11 protein-coding genes are annotated in these 18,193 nt (G+C 70.5%); 3 read left to right on the forward strand and 8 right to left on the reverse strand.

Annotated features, from left to right (window positions below):
• Positions 1–40 precede the first annotated feature (40 nt).
• The gene (locus tag WMF22_RS47520) at positions 41–1,906 is read right to left on the reverse strand and encodes a bifunctional homocysteine S-methyltransferase/methylenetetrahydrofolate reductase (RefSeq protein WP_438034056.1); all 1,866 of its coding nucleotides are present in this window, start codon (positions 1,904–1,906) and stop codon (positions 41–43) included.
• A 92-nt stretch (positions 1,907–1,998) separates the two neighbouring features.
• On the opposite strand from WMF22_RS47520, the gene WMF22_RS47525 reads away from it, so the two are divergent.
• Positions 1,999–2,877: a hypothetical protein gene (locus WMF22_RS47525; protein ID WP_438034057.1), complete on the forward strand. Its 879-nt coding sequence runs from the start codon at positions 1,999–2,001 to the stop codon at positions 2,875–2,877.
• A 39-nt stretch (positions 2,878–2,916) separates the two neighbouring features.
• Positions 2,917–3,498, forward strand: a complete 582-nt coding sequence (locus WMF22_RS47530) for a hypothetical protein (RefSeq protein ID WP_437296433.1) — start codon at positions 2,917–2,919, stop codon at positions 3,496–3,498.
• Positions 3,499–3,504: 6 nt separating this feature from the next.
• Here the strand turns inward: WMF22_RS47530 and WMF22_RS47535 are convergent, their stop codons facing one another.
• The 4 genes from WMF22_RS47535 to WMF22_RS47550 all read right to left on the reverse strand — a co-directional run bounded on the left by WMF22_RS47535 (position 3,505) and on the right by WMF22_RS47550 (position 11,689).
• On the reverse strand, positions 3,505–5,859 hold the full coding sequence (locus WMF22_RS47535) for an FG-GAP repeat protein (RefSeq protein WP_438034058.1): 2,355 nt from the start codon (positions 5,857–5,859) through the stop codon (positions 3,505–3,507).
• A gap of 959 nt (positions 5,860–6,818) precedes the next feature.
• Positions 6,819–8,114, reverse strand: a complete 1,296-nt coding sequence (locus WMF22_RS47540) for an FG-GAP repeat protein (protein ID WP_438034059.1) — start codon at positions 8,112–8,114, stop codon at positions 6,819–6,821.
• Positions 8,115–8,541: 427 nt separating this feature from the next.
• Positions 8,542–9,768 carry an aminotransferase class V-fold PLP-dependent enzyme gene (locus WMF22_RS47545; protein WP_437296437.1) on the reverse strand — a complete coding sequence of 409 codons (1,227 nt, stop codon included), beginning with the start codon at positions 9,766–9,768 and terminating at the stop codon, positions 8,542–8,544.
• Positions 9,743–11,689 carry a YgiQ family radical SAM protein gene (locus WMF22_RS47550; RefSeq protein ID WP_437296438.1) on the reverse strand — a complete coding sequence of 649 codons (1,947 nt, stop codon included), beginning with the start codon at positions 11,687–11,689 and terminating at the stop codon, positions 9,743–9,745. The genes WMF22_RS47545 and WMF22_RS47550 overlap by 26 nt, the downstream gene beginning before the upstream one ends.
• Before the next feature lie 525 nt (positions 11,690–12,214).
• Here WMF22_RS47550 and WMF22_RS47555 point away from each other — a divergent pair.
• Entirely contained in the window at positions 12,215–12,931 is a 717-nt protein-coding gene (locus tag WMF22_RS47555) for an RNA polymerase sigma factor (RefSeq protein WP_438034060.1), read from the forward strand.
• 30 nt (positions 12,932–12,961) lie between these two features.
• On the opposite strand, the gene WMF22_RS47560 is transcribed toward WMF22_RS47555, so the two are convergent.
• The 3 genes from WMF22_RS47560 to WMF22_RS47570 all read right to left on the reverse strand — a co-directional run bounded on the left by WMF22_RS47560 (position 12,962) and on the right by WMF22_RS47570 (position 18,160).
• Entirely contained in the window at positions 12,962–14,743 is a 1,782-nt protein-coding gene (locus tag WMF22_RS47560; RefSeq protein WP_437296440.1) for a right-handed parallel beta-helix repeat-containing protein, read from the reverse strand.
• Between the two features lie 534 nt (positions 14,744–15,277).
• Complete coding sequence (locus WMF22_RS47565; RefSeq protein WP_438034061.1) at positions 15,278–17,395, reverse strand: FtsX-like permease family protein; 2,118 nt, start codon at positions 17,393–17,395, stop codon at positions 15,278–15,280.
• Positions 17,396–18,160 carry an ABC transporter ATP-binding protein gene (locus WMF22_RS47570; protein ID WP_012241252.1) on the reverse strand — a complete coding sequence of 255 codons (765 nt, stop codon included), beginning with the start codon at positions 18,158–18,160 and terminating at the stop codon, positions 17,396–17,398.
• Positions 18,161–18,193: the final 33 nt, after the last annotated feature.

An 18,193-nucleotide genomic window follows, 5' to 3' on the forward strand; every position in this document is an offset into this window, starting at 1 on the left:
CAAGCAAGAACTCGTGCGCGGGGGCGGGCCGCCGGGCAGATCAGCCCGTCTTGAGGCCGTCGAGCACCTCGAGCGCCAGCTCGTACTTGCCGAGGGGCGGCATCAGGTAGGCCCCCTGCACCCGGTCGCGCACCGAGAAGAGCATCTCGCGGGCGATCTTTACCCCCTCCTTGCGCGCCTCGGGGCCGGCCGGCACCTTGCGCATGCGCTCGCGGATCTCCTCCGGGATCTGCATGCCGGGCACCTCGTTGTGGAGGAACTCGGCGTTCTTGTGGCTGACCAGCGGCAGAACGCCGACGAGCACCGGCATCCCCAGGTGCTCGATGCGCCGCAGCACCTTCTCGAGCAGATCCTGGTGGAAGATCGGCTGGGTCATGATGATGTCGGCCCCCGCCGCGCGCTTCCGTTCCAGACGCGCGATCTCCTTGTCGAGGTCCTGGGCGCCGGGCTCGAGCCCCGTGGCGAGCAGGAACGACGTCTTGCCGCCCGGGATCGGCTTGCCGGCCGGGTCGAGGCCGCGGTTCATCGTGCTCGCCATGTGGAGCAGCCCGATGGAGTCGAGGTCGTAGACGGCGGTCGCCTCCGGGTAGTCGCCGACCTTCGGCGGATCGCCCGTGATGATGACGAGGTTCTTGATGCCGATCGCGTGGGCGCCGAGCAGGTGCGCCATCTGGCCGATGAGGTTCCGGTCGCGGCCGCAGACGTGCAGGATCGGCTCGATGCCGTAGCGCTGGACCAGGAGCGAGCAGAAGGCGAGGTTCGTCATCCGCGCCGTGGCGCGCGGGCCGTCGGCGACGTTCACGACGTCGACGCCGCTGTCGATGAGCATCTTCGCGGCGCTCAGCGCGCTCTCGGGGTTCAGGCCCGGCGCCGGGTTCACCTCGACGGAGACCACGAACTTGCCCGCGGCGATCTTCGCCGCGAGGGGGCTCCGCTCGGCGAGCGGCGTGGGCTCGAGCCCCGTGGGCGCGTCCATCGTGATGTGCGGGCGCGCGGCGGCCTCGGGCGCGGCGCCGCCCCGGAGCATGCGGGCCGACTTGGCCATCCACCGGACGTGCTCCGGCGTCGTCCCGCAGCAGCCGCCGATCATCGCCGCGCCGGCCTGGATCATGCGGCGGGCGAAGACGTCGAAGTACTCGGGCGTCGCCATGTAGAGCTGGCGGCCGTCGACCGTGCGGGGCAGGCCCGCGTTCGGCTGCACGCAGAGCGGGAGCCCCGCGGTCGCCATCCGCTCCGCCATCGCGAGCGACAGCTGCGGGCCGTCGCCGCAGTTGACGCCGAGCAGCTCGACCCCCCAGTCCCGCAGCGTCCGCGCGACGCGCTCCGGCTCGCTGCCGTCCGCCGCGACGCCGCTCGTGTCGAACGTCATCGACGCGAGGAGCGGGAGCCCCGGCGCGGCCGAGCGCGCCGCGTCGATGGCGAGCTTGATCTCGTCGAGGTGGCGAAATGTTTCGAGGATCAGGAGGTCCGCGCCGCCCTCGGCGAGCGCGCCGGCCTGCTCGGTGAACGTTGCTGACGCGGCGGCGAGGTCGTCGCGCGTGGCGACGCCGGGCACGAGCCCCGTCGGGCCGATCGAGCCGGCGACGTACGCGTCGCCGCCCGCGATCTCGCGCGCGAGGCGCGCGCCCGCGAGGTTGAAGTTGCGCACCTCGTTGACGAGCCCGTACCGCTCGAGCCGGAACCTGTTCGCGCCGAAGGTGTTCGTCTCGATGACGTTCGCGCCCGCCGCGACGTACTCGGCGTGGATCTTCTTCACGAGATCGGGGCGCGCGACGTTCAGCTGCTCGAAGTTCTGGGTGACGAACACCCCGCGCTCGTAGAGCAGCGAGCCCATCGCGCCGTCGAACACGAGGATCGAACGCCGGAGCGCGTCGAGGAATGGGGCCTCTGGTCTCGTGCGGGACATGGGGCGCATCGTAGGGGCGCTCCGGCTTCTCAGGAAGGGGGGCTCGACGCGGTTGACGGCGCGGGGCGGATCTCGGTAGGGCAGTTCTCGAGATGAGCACGCCCCGATGGCTTCAAGCATTCGCCCTGGCGGTCTCCGCCGCTGCTCCGCTCCTCGCCGCCCCGTCCGAGGCGCGCGCCTGGCATCCGCCGGTGCACCGCTCGGACGCAGGCGTGGATCTCTACATGTGGAGCGCCCGCTTCTACGGCACGTCGCTCGCCGCCGTCCCGTTCGTGCAGTTCGAGCCGACGCCGGATCTGTTCATCAACCTGAAATTCCCGCTGGCGCTCTCGTTCGACGGCCCCGGAGACGCCGAGGATCTCGACCGCCAGTCGCGCGCCGCGCTCGGCAACCCGACGTTCACGATCTACTACTCGGACATTGCCCGCAAGCTCACCTGGTACGCGGGCGGCCGCGCCGGGCTGCCGCTCGGCGCGGTCGACGGCATCGACTGGCACGTGGCCAGGGGCTACAGCGCGTTGGCGATGGCCTGGTACGATATGCACCTCTGGGCGGCGAACTCGCTCCCGGTCGGCGGCCTGGGCGGCATCGAGTACCGCTTCGGGAGGTCGTTCGTGCTCCGGGCGGGCGGGGACCTCACGTTCTTCATCCCGGTGGGGGACGGCGTCCGGCGCGGCTTCATCGACGACTCCGACGATCTCGAGGCGGTGTTCCAGGCCAAGGTCGAGCCCGAGCTCCAGAGCCGCTCCGGGTTCGGCGGCGGCGTGGCGCTCCAGACGGTGTGGGTGCCGTCGTCGGTCTACGCCGACCGGGGGCAGGTCTCGCTGCTGCCGTATTTCGTGTACGACAGCCAGAAGAGCTTCTTCATGCGGGCCGGCCTGCTCCTCGCGCTGGACGAGCCGCTCGGGCCTGCGTTCGACAGGGATCGGGTCGCGTCCCTGTATCTGCAGTTCGGCGGGCACATCGACTAGCGTGCCGGGCGGTTCGAGAGAGCGAGAGATGAGCCGGACATGACCCGTCGCCGTGCCATCGCCTGGGGCGCCGCCATCGTCGGCGCGCTGGCCCTCGTGCTCGTCGTGGTCAAGTTCGGCCGGTTTCCGCCGGACACGACGCCCGAGGGCGCCTATCTCCGCATCGCGAACAGCATCGGCGTCAACGATCCGCGCGCGTGCTTCGCGTACCTCGAGGACCGGGCGCAGCATGCGGCGTACACCATCCGCGACTACCGGCGGAAGGCGAGCGAGCGGATCGAGGCGAGCTATCCGGAGGCGGAGCGCGCGCGCCTGCTGGAGCAGTACCGCGCGCACGCGATGGCCGAGGACGGGGCGGACGTGTGGGTCGACATGGCCACGAAGCAGGGCTTCGTCGCGCGCCTCCGGCGCGACCTGTCCGGCATCGGCAAGGTGGAGGTGACGGGCGAGCGGGCCACGGTCGAGACGGCGCGCGGCACGCGGTACCCGTTCCGGCGGCGCGACAACGGCATCTGGGGGCTCACGCTGTTCACCGCGGACCTCGTGGCCGAGGCCGAGCGGGCCGCGCGGGACTGGGACGTCGTGGAGAAGGCCGCGCTCGACTACGAGCGGGGGCGGTGAGCGAGGTCAGCGGACGAGCCGGCCGATCACGTGGGGCCGCGCGCCGGACTGCGGGAAGTACGCGGAGCCCGACGTGAGGCTCCAGCTGTAGCCGGTGAGGTCCCCGGCGTTCGCCTGGCCCGGGGAGACGGCGTAAAGGCGCATGGTGCCCCTGCCCGCCCCCCCGTCCGTGCTCCCGGCGCGGCACGGCCTGGTGGGATCGGCCGGGACCCATCGCGTGTCTCCCGTGCCCGGGTCCGTGGCGCATCCGTGGGCGGTGCTCGTCGAGTCGATGATCCGGAGCGAATACTGCGTCGTGCCGGAGACGACGGGCTCGATGGCCGGCGCGATGGCGGTCGGGTGCGCATCGACGATCGCCGTGTGTCCCGAGCCGCCGTCCGTGTAGTTGATGACCAGCAGATCGCCGGGCAGAATGTCGCCGATCTTCGAGATCCGCTTGAAGTGGTTCCCGGCGACCACGTGGCCGTACAGGCTCGCGGACGTGGGGCTCGTGGAACCCCACCAGCCGCGGAGGATCGAGGTCGTCAGCGTGGGATCCTCATGCAGGAGGGACAGGGTGAACAGCGACGCGCCCTGCGTGGTCCCGGTGAAGTTCGCCCAGTTGATGCTGCTCGGCGTCCCGAACCTGTTGGTGTCGGGGTTGTCGAGCACAAATGGCTTGTCGGCGGCATGATCGACGAAGGCGCGGGCGCCCACGAGGTGAGGCGGCGGACCCTCTCGCAGCTGGATGACATGAGCAGCGCCGGCGCTGAAGCCGCGAGCGTCGTCGGTCCAGGTGCCGGCGATCAGCGTGTCTCCCGAGAGCGCCACGCGAACATCCCGCCTGTTCCATGTGGAGCTCTCGGCCGCGCCCTGCGGCGTCCACACGTCGCCGATCCTGGCGAAGATGCTCGGTCCCTGTTCACCGTCGTCGCTTCCGCCGAGGACCAGCCTGTCCCCGGACACGGCGACGCTGGCGTTGCGATACCAGCCGCCCCAGCCCGGAGCATCGACGTCGCTGGAGTGCAGCATGGCCTGCTGCTTCCACGCGCCCTCGCCGCGCGCGAAGACCACGGCGGCGAGCCTGTCAGGGCCATACTCATTGTAGACGATGGTGCCTACCGCCAGCGTCTCCGAGCTCAACGAGAGCGAGCCGCCGAACCTGTAATGCGGTGTCGCTCCGACCGGCGCGTAAAGGACGGCCTGTTCGGACCAGGCGTCGCCGGCGCGGGTAAACACGTAGACTTGGCACGAACGCGCTCTTGAACCGTCGTCGCAGTCGCTGCCCATGACCGCGGTGTCGCCGTGCAGGGCGACGGCGTAGCCTTGGTTGCGTCCGTCGCGGCCGGGGGCGAGCTTGGCCTGCTGCTCCCACGCGGCGCCGCTCCGGACGAAGATGTACGCGCCGCCCGGGCCATACTCGGTGGGCGCCCCGACCATGATCGTGTCGCCCGATATCGCGGCGGTGTATCCGAACCGGCTGTCGCCGCCTGGGCTGTCCTTCGCGACGAGCTTTTGCTGCTCATGCCACGCGTCGCCGCTGCGCACGAACACGTACGCGGCGCGGCGCTCGGCGGCGCGAGCCGACGTCCTGTTTCCGACGACGATCGTGTCCCCGTCGATGGCCACGGAAACGCCGAAGAAATCGCCAGGCAGACCATCGCTGGGGGTGAGCACGGCCGCCTGGGACCACGACGCGCCGTCGCGCACGAACACGTACGCTGCTTCGGCGCCCATGGCGCCGACAACCGCGGTGTCCCCCGAGGCGGCCACCGACCAGCCGAAATAGTCGTCGCTCGAGGCATCGCTGGCATAGAGCACGTGTTGCTCCGTGGCGATGAGCGGGTCGACCTCGAGCGGATAGGTCGCGCCGGCGTCGTCCACCACGATCGAGAGGCTCGCGTCGCTCAGCTTGATCTCCGCCGGAAGCACGCTCCCGCGCGCGTCCTGAACGACGAGATCGGCATACCGCAGCACGGCCGCGCCGGCCTCGTCCAAGAGCGCCACCGACTGGCCGTCCTCCGAGAGCTCCGGCCAGAGATCGCCCCCGAGCGCGATCTCGAGCTCCACCTTGCCTTCGCCGTCGCGACGGCATGGAGGCGGCGAATCCAGGGAGAAGCCCTGCTCCAGCCCGAGGGGGCCGTTCAGGTACCACTCCGTGACGCTCAGGCCCGCGGACCGGGCTAGGTGCCTGAGCTCGACGCGGTTGTTTGATCCGCGCGGTTCGGCCGCGACGTCCAGGGGGACGAGCTCCCCCTCGCAGCCATAACGCGCGAGCTTCATCGTGATTCGACCCGCCTTCTCCGAGCCCTGCCGGGTCACGGCGACGCCGGCCGAGGTGAACTCGGAGAGGAAGCCGTGCGCCGGATTCAGAGCGCTCACCCCGGCGCGCGCGACCGCCGTGTTGAGGCTTACATTGTACGCAGAAGACGCCTGTCTCTGAACTGTCGCGATGAACGCCGCGCGGCGCTCCAGGGACGCGGCGTCGGGCCCCTGCTGCCCGTGAGGCCGAGTTTCCTCGGCGCTGTCCGTGCTCGCTGGATCAACCTCCGCGATGCAGGACGTGACGGCGGTGATGCAGAACCAGAGTGCATGAATGGATGTTCGATGACGCGGCATGTGGCTCTCCCTGTCGGTGGTAAACCCTGACGGACCGGCGGCGTGTGCGGCGCCGGAGCCAATGACCCGAGCTTGGATTGGAAGGCAGTCCACAGCGGCTCGCTTCTGTCGAGCGCCTTGCGGAGCCCGCCAGCGCACGAGCGCACGCGGATGGTTAAGTCACGTGAAGGACGGTCCCGTCCTTATTTGCCGTTCTCATCGTCCTCTTCGGTTTCGCGCGTGTCAAGGAGGGCGAACATCGATGACGTGAGGGAGGGAGGGCGCCGCCTCGATAGGTCGTGGTGTGAAGGTGGGTCCTTCAATGCGTGGATGTCAGACCGTCGCCGCACGGAATGCGACATGTCGACAGGGCGGAGCACGACAGCCCGAGCGGGACGGTGCGGGTGAGGGTTTCAGTGAGCAGCGGCGGATGGCGCCAAGAGCGCGACTAAGGCGTCATCGAGCCGCGAGGCTCGGCGCACGTCACGACCCGCGTCACGAAGTCGCCGCCATGCTTGTCCGGCATGATCGAAGATCTCGGCGTCCGGGGCGAAGATCCGCCCGGAGCCTCGCTATGCGCGCCGAGATGATCGACGGTCGACGGCCCGCCGCGCCGGGAGGGTCGTCTCGTCGGCGCGGAGATCCATCTTCACGACGGCGGAGAGATAGTGGACGAGGCCCGGCCCTATCATCAGGATCCCCGTGAATTCACCGCTTCAGCTAGCCGGCAAAATGGCAGGTCATTACAGGGCGAAGACCCAGGCCGTACCGGCATTCGACGCGCTGTCGTCGTTATACGGGGCTCCCACGACGGTCGTCGTTCCATCGAGCGAGACCGAGTGACCGACCTGATCGCCGCTGGCCGCGGTGGAGGCATCGATGATCTCGACCTCGCTCCAGGTCGATCCGGAGCGGGTGAAGCGATAGGCGAGGCCTTCACCTGTGGCTGCGAGGCTCGTGCGGCCAAAGCGGGATCCTACGATGGCGCTGTCTCCGTCGATCGCGACGGAGTAGCCGAACTGGGAGGAGGCGTTCAGAGCCACCGGTGGAGTGTTGATGGTAATATTGGAGGCCATGAGCTTTTGCTGCTCGGTCCAGGTCGAGCCGGAGCGAACGAAGACATAGGCCGCTCCGGTTTGATTGCTCGAGGAGACGCTGGAATTTGCGCCATACGCCCCGAGAATCGCGCTATCACCGCTGAGCGCCACCGAGAAGCCGAGGTGGTCGTAGGGGGCCGTGTCCGAGGCCACGAGCTTTTGCTGCTGGGTCCACGTCGAGCCAGAGCGGACGAAGACATAGGCTGCTCCCGTATCGTTGGAGGTGATGTCGGGGGACCCCGCGACGACGGTGTCGCCGCTGATCGCGACGGAATTCCCGAGCTTATCGGTCGCGGATCCATCCGAGGCCGTGAGTTTTTGCTGCTGGGTCCAGGTCGAGCCGGAGCGAACGAAGACATAGGCCGATCCAGAGGACGTGCCGAGGTCGTCATCCATGAAGGAACCCACGACAACACTGTCCCCGTCGATCCCCACCGATCCTCCGAAGGAGTCGTCAAGGGCCCCATCGGATGCGGCGAGCCTCGCCTGCTCGGTCCAGGTCGAACCGGAACGGACGAAGACATAGGCCGCTCCGGTTCGAACGCCGTTGACTACGTCGCCCCAAGCACCCACCACGATGGTCTCTCCGCTGATGGCGACGGAAATGCCGAAATAGTCGTATGAGCCGACCGTCGTGGAGGTGAGCGTCTGCTGGTGGACCCAGCTCGATCCGGAGCGGACGAAGACATGAGCAGCGCCCGCGTCCGTACCCGCGTCATCATCGAAAGGGGCGGCCACGACGACGGTGTCCCCGCTGATCGCCACCGCGGTACCGAAGCGGTCGGTGCTCGCTCCTGAGGGGGCGAGGAGCTGATCCTCATCGGACACCGCCAGCGCGGCGAGCCCCGTGTCCTCCTCCGGCATGGCATCGACCGCGCATGAGGCAACGCCCGCGACGAGGAGCACGCTCGATCCAAGGCGAATCCACGACGTCATCTTCATGATCATTCCTCTTCATTCGTCGTCTCTCCTTGTGGCCGGCTGAATGCCGCACGCAGGTCGACGACGTGGATAAATGAACGCCTTCTTGGCCGGCGTTCACGCCTGCCGACGAAGTGTTCTTGGCGCGAAGAATTGTGAGGTGGACAGGAAGAGCAGAACGGTTTGATGATGTCAAGGCAGAGCAGCCGGCTTCTGACAGGCACACACCGGTCATGCGGCCAAGAGGCTCTCCCGCGACGCGTTCAGGAGTGTGATGCTGTCGTGATCGCTCCTCGCGAGACGGACGACGTGACCGAGCGCATCCATCGTGGCCAACGAAGCGCTAGCTTCGCACCTCTACCGCAGACGGGAGACGCGGGCGCCGCGGGAGGCGAACCTAGCTTATCGCGGGACCCGCCCGCACCGCGGCCAACGACCGATCCGCGACTCACCTCGTCGCGATCCGCCCGAGCGCCTCGTCGGTCGACAGCAGCACCTGCTCCCACTCGTCGAGCGCGTTGGGCCAGTGCGGCGAGAAGCGCAGCACGCCGTCCGGGATCGCGCAGGCGATCCCGAGGCGGGTGAGCTCGCGGTACAGCTCGACCACCGAGGCGCCGCCCGGCGGCCTCACCCCGAGCGAGCAGCCCCGCAGCGCCGGATCGCCCGGCCGCAGGCTCTCCCATCCGCGCTCCCGGAGCGCCTCCTCGAGCGGATCGAGGAACCGGTTCGCATGCTCGTGGATCCGCTCGACCCCGATCTGCAGGATGAGGTCCACCGCCGCCTCGAGCCCGGCGAAGCCCGCGGCGTTGAGGTTGCCGCTCTCGACGAAGTCGGCGCGCTGCCGGATCGGCCGGTCGTACCGGAGCTTGCCCGGGCCCTGGAGCAGGAAGCTCACGGCGTCCTCGTGGCTCAGCCAGCCCGCCACCGCGGGCCGCAGCGACGGCAGGCGCTCGCGGCGGATGTAGAGGAAGCCCGTGCCCTCCAGGCCCATCAGCCACTTGTGGCCGCCGCACGCGAGGTAATCGACCCCGGCCGCCTCCACGTCCACCGGCGTCGCGCCGGCCGCCTGCACGGCGTCCACGCAGAGCTCGGCGCCGTGCGCGCGGCAGAGCGCGCCGATCGCCTCGAGCGGCATCCTGAGCCCCGTCTGGAACTGCACGGCGCTCACCGCGACGAGCCGCGCCCCGCGCTCGAGCTCGCCCTCCAGCCGGGCGAGGCCCGAGCCGCTGCCGTCCGCGAAGCCGCCGAGCGGCAGGAAGACGACCTCCAGGTCGAAGATCGCGGCCGCGCGCTGCCACGGGGTCACGTTGGCCGGGAACTCCCCCTCGAAGAGGATCACCCGGTCGCGCGGCCGCCAGGGGACGCACAGCGCGATGTCCGTGAGCCCGCGCGTCGTGCTCTGGACCAGCGCGATGTCCTCGGCTGCCGCGCCGATGAGCCGGCCGAGCTTCTCCCGCAGGCGGAGCCGCTGCGCGTACCACGCCGGGAACGCGGCCGCCCCCTGCGCGGCGTAGTCGTCGAGCAGCGCCATCATCGCGAGGCGCACCGGCCGCGACGGCGGCGAGATCCCCGCGTGGTTCACGTAGACGAGCGGCGCGAGGTGCGGGAACAGCCCGCGATCGCCGAGCTTCGCGGTGAACGCCCGATCCCTATCGACTTCGGCGGTGTGTCGCATCGGCTGGCTTCCCCCGGCGCTCCCCGCGGACCTTGGCGAGGTAGCGCGGCGGCGCCCCCTTGCCGGCCGCCGGCGGCACGAGGCAGTGCGGCTTCGTGCCGATGAGATCCCCGCGGCCCGCCTTGATCAAGGCCTCCCGCGCCTCGTCGTGGTGCGCCGGGTCCCAGTAGAGGAGCAGCGCCTTCTGGAGCTTCTTCTCGCGCAGGTCCTTCGCCGTGTACACCGGCTCCCGCGTGAGCGGGTCGATCCCCGTGTGGTACATGCAGGCCGCCATCGACATCGGCGTGGGGATGAAATCCTGCACCTGGCGCGGCCTCATCCCGCTCTTCTTCAGGTAGATCGCGAGGTCTACCATGTCCCGGAGCGTCGAGCCGGGGTGCCCCGAGATGAAGTAGGGCACGAGGAACTGGTTCTTGCCGGCCTCCTCGCTCGCGCACCGGAACTGCTCGGCGAAGCGCTCGTAGCTCTCGATGCCCGGCTTCTTCATCTTGTCGAGCACGTCCTTCTTGTTGTGCTCCGGGGCGACCGAGAGCTGGCCGCCCGTGTGGTGCGCGGCGAGCTCCTCGATGAACTCGGGCGACCGCTCCGCGAGGTCGTAGCGCACGCCCGAGGCGATGAAGACCTTCTTGATCCCCTGCTCCTCGCGCACCGCCTTCATCAGCTTGAGCAGCGGGCCGTGGTCGGTGTTCAGGTTCTCGCAGACCTCCGGGAAGACGCACGAGAGCCGCCGGCAGGCGTTCTCGATCGCCTCGTCCTTGCACCGCATCTGGTACATGTTCGCGGTCGGCCCGCCGAGGTCGCTGAGCACGCCGCGGAAGCCGTCCATGCGCCGCAGCGCCCGCACCTCGCGCAGGATGCTGTCCGCCGAGCGCGACTGGATGACCCGCCCCTCGTGCTCGGTGATCGAGCAGAACGTGCAGCCGCCGAAGCAGCCGCGCATCGTGACGACCGAGTGCTTCACCGTCTCGTACGCGGGGATCGGCGCGTCGTACGACCAGTGCGGCACCCGCGTGAACGGCAGGTCGTAGAGCGCGTCCATCTGGCCCGTCTCCAGCGGGAACGCGGGCGGGTTGAAGTACACCGCCTCGGCGCCGTGCGCCTGGAGCAGCGGGCGGGCGTTGCCGGGGTTCGTCTCGAACTGGAACGCGCGCGACATCTCCGCGAAGGCGCCCCTGTCCGCGGCCACCTCCTCGTAGCTCGGGAGGATCACCGCCTTGCCGTCGGCGACGTAGCGCGAGCCCTCGATCTGCTCCCACTCGCCCTTGCGCAGGGGGACGGCGGTGCCCCTGACGTCGCGGATCGACCGGACGGGCTCGCCGCGCCGGAGGCGATCGGCGACCTCCCAGACGGCCTTCTCGCCCATGCCGAAGATGAGCATGTCGGCCTTGGCGTCGAGCAGGACCGAGCGGCGGACCTGGTCGGACCAGTAGTCGTAGTGCGCGATGCGCCGGAGCGACGCCTCGATGCCGCCGAGGACGATGGGGACGCCCGGGAACGCCTGGCGGCAGAGGTTCGCGTAGACGATCGAGGCCCGGTTGGGGCGGAGGCCCACCTGCCCGCCCGGCGAGTACTGGTCCTCGCTGCGGACCTTCTTCTGCGCGGTGAGCTTGTTCAGCATCGAGTCCAGGTTGCCGGCGGTGACCCCGACCATGAGCCGGGGTACGCCCATCCGCAGGAGGTCGCTCGTGTCCTGGTAGCGGGGCTGGGAGACGATGCCGACCCGGAAGCCGCGCCCCTCGAGGAAGCGGCCGATGATCGCGGCGCCGAACGCGGGGTGGTCGACGTAGGCGTCGCCGTTGACGAGCAGGATGTCGAGCGCGTCCCAGCCCCGCGCGCGCATCTCCTCCCGGGTCGTCGGCAGGAAGGCGGTCAGGTCGCGGGGGGCGGCGCCGGCGCTTCGGCGGAGCTGGGTGAGGGGCACGGCGCCGTCACCCTACGGGCCGGGAGAGCGGGCGGCAAGGGGGCGGCCCCGGCGGGGAAGCCACGGGTGGGCGACGGGTGGGCGACGGGTGGCGACGGGTGGCGACGGGTGGGCGACGGCTGGACGGGTGACGGCGTGACGGCGCCGGGGGAGCCCCGCCGGGCCGCGGCCGAGGCCGGCGCGCGGGGGGCCGGCGGGAGGGCGCAGCCCGCGTTTTCCCGGGAAAAACGCACAACTTGCACGATACCCGGCCAGCAGGTCACGGCTTCTGGTCACGGAGCATCCGATCTCCGGACGCGACATGAGGGCTGGCTCGCGCCACGCACCACCGCGGCGGGCCGCGGCGCTCCACTCCGCGTCAGTCGCTGGTGAGCTCATCAAAAAACGCTTCAAAACAAGTGGTTTTTGCGCGTGGGGGAGGGTTCCAAAACGACCCGGAAAGAGGGTTCGTAAAAATAATATGTGGAATCACGACCAGATGATGCCCTCCGCGTCAAACATCTCAGCTTCGCTGTTGTGCACGAGGTGGGCGTTCCCTTCCTTCGCGGGCTGCTCCAGGGGTTTGGCGTGGGGGCGAACGATCGCGAGGACGTGCTGCACGACGTCCTCCTCGCCGCTTACCGGAATCTGGAGACCTTCGACGCGAGCCGCCTGCTGCGCGCGTTGCAGGGGCGGCGCGACGAGGACGACTTCTTCGAGGACGACTTCGAGGACGAGGACCACGAGCCGGTGCCGCTCAGCGAGGTGCTCCCGTGGATCGGGGAGGGGCAGCCGCGGCGGGTCTGGGACTCGCTCTACCGGTGGCTCTACGGGATCGCGTGGCGGCAGGTCAGCCACTACCGCGACCGGGCCTATCGTCGCCGCGAGATCCCGGACGGCCTGCGGCTCATCGCGATCTCCCCGGGCGCCGACAGCCGGCCCCGTCTGCAGCAGCGGCTGGAGGCGATGGAGCGGGCCGAGGTGATCGACGCGCTGCTCGCCAGCCTCGACCCGCAGCGGCGGGTCATGCTGGTGATGCACGACATGCTGGACATCCCGGTCGTGGACATCGCCCGGGAGCTCCAGATCAACGAGAACACGGGGCAGAACCGGCTACGGCTGGCCCGGGAGGACTTCCGGGCGGCGGTGAAGCGGCTCGACCCGGAGCAGCGGAGCGCGCTGCGCCTCGGCGACAGGCCGTTCGCCGCCGAGGCGACGACGCGCCGCCGGCCGGCCCCCCGGCGGCGCAGGCGGGGGAGGTGAGCCGGCGCAGCGCGCGCCCCCCGCCGCTCGTCAATAAGGGCACGCCAGCACTTCCGGCGCGCTCGTGCCGTAGGTGCTCACGCCCGAGATGGCGTTCTCTTCCGGAGGAAAGAGCACCTGCGCGCCGGCCGGCCCCGACAGCCAGCATTGCTGCTGGATGGATCGCGACTGCATCCCGCGCCAGGGCTCGCAGCGAGCCACCGTGCCGCCGCGGATCGTGACGTCGCTGGCCTCTATCCTGATGCCGGGAAAGGAGCCCGACGTGAAGCGCAGGGCGTTGTCGAAGACGAGCAGGTTCTCCAGGGTCACGTCCTCCACCCGGACCGAGGTCGCGGGCAGCGTCGTCCGCGAGCTCAGGAGCACGCCGTAGAGCGCATTTCCCCAGGACCAGACGTCCGAGAACTCCACGCCGGCGCCAGCCTGCACGTGGACGCCATGGCCCCCGTTGTAAGCGAACTTGACCCTCTTGATCAGGATCCCCTTCGGACGTTCGTCCTCGATGGGGCTCGCGAGCACGACGCCGGAGCCGCCGTTGTGATGAAAGTAGCTGTCCTTGACCACGACGTTGTACGGCGCCGGGCTCGGGATCCCGGGCCCAGGGGAGATCTGGGTGGAGATCCAGAGGCCATGCCCGCCGCTGACCGTGGTGGAGCCGTCGCTGGGATGGATCATGTTGTGGTGGACATGGCAGTTTCGCACGGTCACGTTGGCGGTGACGATCTTGATCCCGCTGGCGCCGACCGGGCCGTCGATGTTCCTGATCTCGCAGTTCTCCACGAGGATGGGCGGCGTGTCGTGGTACCCGGCGATGGAGGACAGGTAGATGCCGCTCTTCGAGAAGCCATCCACGAGCACGTTCCGGATGACGCCCCCGGAGCCCCAGGTGAAGCTGATGCCCTCCAGGTTGCTCGGCTTGCAGGAAGGGAGCTGGGGAACGAGGGGCGAGTAGCGCACGATGACGTTCTCCACCTTGCAGTCCGAGCAGGTGTTCAGCTGGATGCCGCTGTTCGCGGTCCTGCGTGGCCCCTCCGTGGCCGTGATCTGCAGGTTGCGGATCCAGAGCCCCCGGACCGCGCTGATGGTGGTCCCGTCCGGCTTGACGACCCTGGTGACCTGGATGGCCCCGGGGTACTGCTCCGGATTGCAGGGGATCGCCACGAGGGTCGCGGTCCGGGGATCGCCAGGGCTGGCCTCGGGAGACAGCTCCGGCCCCTCCAGGGTGAGCGCGTCATGGTGTGGCCGCAGCGGGGTGCGCAGCACGTAACGCCCGGCAGCGAAAGCCACGGTGCGCCTGCTGGCGCTCAGCGACGCCGCGCACTCGATGGCCGTCGCGATGCCCGGGCTGTCGTCGACGTTCGTGCTGCGGTCGACGGATGCGTCCGCGGAGAAGGGCCATTCCGCCGGCCTCGCCAGGTAGGGCAGGGCGTTGACCACGCCGTCCGGGTCGACGGAGCCTGGCAGGCAGCAGGCCGCCCCCTGGCAAGCATTCAGGTCCTCGTGCAGCGCCCTCGTCCCCGGGCAAACGCCGTTGGCGGGGCAGAAAGGCCCCGTGCAGATCGGCGATTGCGTGGCGTAACCGGGGCAGGCGACGCCGGTCGTCTGGTCTGCCAGGAAGGGCGGCTCGGTGTAGGGCAGATCGAGGCTGCAGAAACCCTGGGAGGACACCGCGCGCTCCTCCGGAGGAGGGTGATATCCCCAGCCCGCCTCGGAGCGGGCGGTGCTGGCCGGGGGCTGCGTCGCTCCGGCTGGAGCGGAGGCGAGCGCGAGCAGGGCTCCGATCCAGATCTGCAAAAACCGCTGGTCCAATAACACACATACCTCCTCACGGACGAGGGTCGATCCGTCGATGTCAATCACCACCAGGGGCAAGGAGCGAGCGCGGAAGTCGAGCGGAGCACCGCTGTGCCAGGGAGAGAGTCACCCTCTCCGGGGTCGCCGCGACGCGAGCTCACCGATGTCCCGCGCTCCGTGTCCGGCCTGAGCGATTTCATGAGCGGGCGCGCCGCGCGCGGTGCGGCCGCCCGTCCCGGCGAGCGCGGGGAGGCGCGTCAACGCCAGGGACGCTGAGCACGCTGGCTCGCCGTCAACGGCTAGCGAGGCTGTCCGTGACAGTTACTTTCGAGAGCGAGTTGCCCGTCGCGCTGAACGCGCCGGAGGCACCGCCGCACATGCCCGCGGGAATGTGGTCGCGCCCACGATATGCAACGTGGCTTGTCATGCTGAACGCCTCTGCGCAAGCGCCGCGTCCGAGCGCTTCGAGGCGGCACGCCGAGGGCGATCGGGGGAGAAGAGCCCGCGACGGCCGGGCGAGTTTCGTGAAGGACGGGCGCGCGCTCCTGCTCGTGGTCACTCGTAGTGGACCGACTCCGCCGCGTTGCTCCGCCCCGCGCTCCGCGCGGGATAGAGCGACGCGAAGAGCGCCACCGCGGTCGCGCCGAGCGCCGTGAACAGGCCGTACTCCGGCGGGATATGGAACTCGACCTCGAAGGTCGACACCGTGCGCAGCGCGCCGAGCGCCGCGGAGCCCAGCGGGATCCCGAGCAGCACGGCCAGCGCGCCGCCCAGCGCGCCCACCAGCGCGCCCTCCATCAGGACCATCCGGCGGACCTGCCCCGCCGTCATGCCGAGCACGCGGTGCAGCGCGAGCTCCCGGCGCCGCGCGTGCAGCGCCAGGACCATCTGGTTCGCGACGCCGATCGCCGCGAGCACGGTCGTGAAGCCGAGGATCATGTCGAAGATCACGAAGTCGCGCCCCGTCGCCTTCCGGCGGATGGCCTCGATCTCGACCCCCGTCTGCATCCGGACGTCGCGCGCGCGCGGCGCGTCGGCGAGGAGCTCGTCCCAGGGCGGCGTCGCCGAGCCGCCGCGCGCCGCCGCGGCGCCGGTCCGGGGATCGGCGAGGGCGATCGTGTGGCCGATCGCGGTCGCGTACGGGGAGATGACCGGGAAGTCGGACGCGTCGATGACCGCGTACGTGCGCAGGTTGCGGTACGCGCCGGCCGCGTGGACGTAGCCGAGCTCGTCGGTGATGCCGACGACCTCGAGGCGGCGCGTGCCGGCGCGGCCGCCCACCTCGAGCTGGTCGCCGGGGCCGACGCCGAAGCGGCGGGCCATCATCGTGGAGACGAGCGCCTTGCCCGGGCCGAAGCGGCGGGCGAGCGCGATCGACTCGGCGCGGCCCGTGGCCTCGGCGAGCGCGAGGAGCTCGTCGGCGGGGACGGCGTAGGCGACGTTGGGCCACGGGGTGCGGCTCGAGAAGCGCGCCGCGACGAGGCGCTCGGGCAACCGCGGCAGCAGGCGCTCGGCGTGGCCGAGCGGCTCGTCCGGGTAGAGGAACGCGTAGGGCGCGAGGGCGCGGCCGGCCCAGGCCGTGACCTCCTGCTTGAGCGCCGCCGTGGCGATGTGCAGCGCGAGCAGGAGGGCGAACACCATCATCACGCCGCCGACGCTCCAGGCGAGCTCGTGGCCGCTGTGCTCGACCCGGCGCCGCAAGAGCAGGCGCTCGGCGGCCCAGCGGCGCGGCGCGAGGCGGACGGCGAGCGCGCCGAGGCGCGCGACGAGGTCCGGGACGAAGACGATGGCGGCGAGGAACGCCGCGCACGCGAGGCCCGCCTCGAGGACGAAGAAGGCGAACAGCGGGACGGACTCCTGGAAGAACGGGCGCAAAAGGCCGTAGACGAGCACCATGAACGGCAGCGCGAGCAGCGTGACGCCGCGCATGCGCCGCCGCTGCTCGGCCCCGCCCTCGACGAAGCGCGGTCGCAGGGCGCGCGCGATGTCGAGGCGGAGCGCGTCGCGCACAGGGCGCAGGACGCCGAGCAGCGCGGTCAGCGCGCCGGTGCCGCAGACGAGCAGCATCGCGCTCCAGGGCAGGACGATGGCGTTGAGCGGGATGCGCGCGCGGCCCGTCGTCGTGATGCCCGCCTTCGCGGCGAGGTACGCGAGCGGGATCGACCCGAGCAGGCCGAGCGCGGCGCCGCCGACGCCGAGCAGCAGGGCCTCGAGGACGAAGACCGCCGCGACCTGCGGCGGCAGCGCGCCGGCGCTGCGCAAGAGGGCGATCTCGCGGCGGCGGCGCTCGACGGCGACGTTGAAGGTGAAGAAGACGATGAGGGCGCCGACGAGGAACGCGGAGAGCGAGCCGAGGCGGATCGCGGACCGCATGATCTCGTAGTCCTCGTGGGTCTCCTCCTGGGCGTCCTCCGCGTCGATGGGCTGCCCGTCGGGGCGGAGGCCGCGCAGGGTGATGGTCTGGTCGGTGAAGACGGGGAGGTCGGGGTTGGTGACGGCGCTCCTCGCCTCGACGGCGCGCGTCCCGACGTCGAGGATGAGGACGACGTTGACGGTGGCCGTGCCGAGGGCGACGCCGAGCACGGCGGCCATGGCGCCGAAGCGGTCGGCGCGCAGGTTGCGCAGGGCGAGGATCCGGACGAGCGGCTGGAAGAGGGCGCGGAGGAGGAGCATTCAGATGCCGAGCTCTTTCAGCCGATCGTGGACGGCGGCCGAGGTGACGGCGGGGCCCGCGAGGGCGGCGTCGTGCAGGAGCAGGCCGTCGCGCATGAAGACGACGCGGTGGGCGCGGGCGGCGTCCTCGGCGTTGTGCGTGACGAGGAGCATGGCGCTGCCGGCGTCGCGGAGGGCGTCGGCGAGCAGCGCCATGATGCGGCGGCCGGTCGCGACGTTGACGTTGCCTGTCGGCTCGTCGGCGAGCACGAGCGCGGGGCGGCGGACGAGGGCGCGGGCGATGGAGATGAGCTGCATCTCGCCGCCGGACATCTGCGACGGCAGGTGCTCGGCGCGGGCGCGCATGCCGACGCGATCGAGCATGCGCGACGCGGCGTCGTGGTCGGGGGCGGCGCCGTCGATGAGGTAGGGCAGGACGATGTTCTCGTAGCCGGTGAGGGTCGGGACGAGGTTGAAGAACTGGTAGACGATGCCGACGCGGCGGCGGCGCAGGAGGGTCCGCCCGTGCTCGTCGAGGGCGGCCATGTCCTCGCCGAGCACGCGGATCTCGCCGCGATCGGGCGACTCGAGGCCCGCGACGCACGAGAGCAGCGTGCTCTTGCCGACGCCGGAGGGGCCCATGATCGCGCACATCTCGCCGGCGTGGATGTCGAGGTCGACGCCGCGGAGCACCTCGATGGGCGTCGCGCCGAGCGCGTGGGACTTGTGGAGGTTGCGGACGCGGAGGACGGCCTCGTCGGAGGCAGGGGTCGAGGGGGTGCTCATGGGCGTGCGCGGTGCCGGGCTCGTCACGTCCCG

It is taken from the genome of Sorangium sp. So ce204, assembly GCF_051526795.1.
In the GTDB taxonomy this organism is placed as follows: Bacteria; Myxococcota_A; Polyangia; order Polyangiales; family Polyangiaceae; genus Sorangium; species Sorangium cellulosum_B.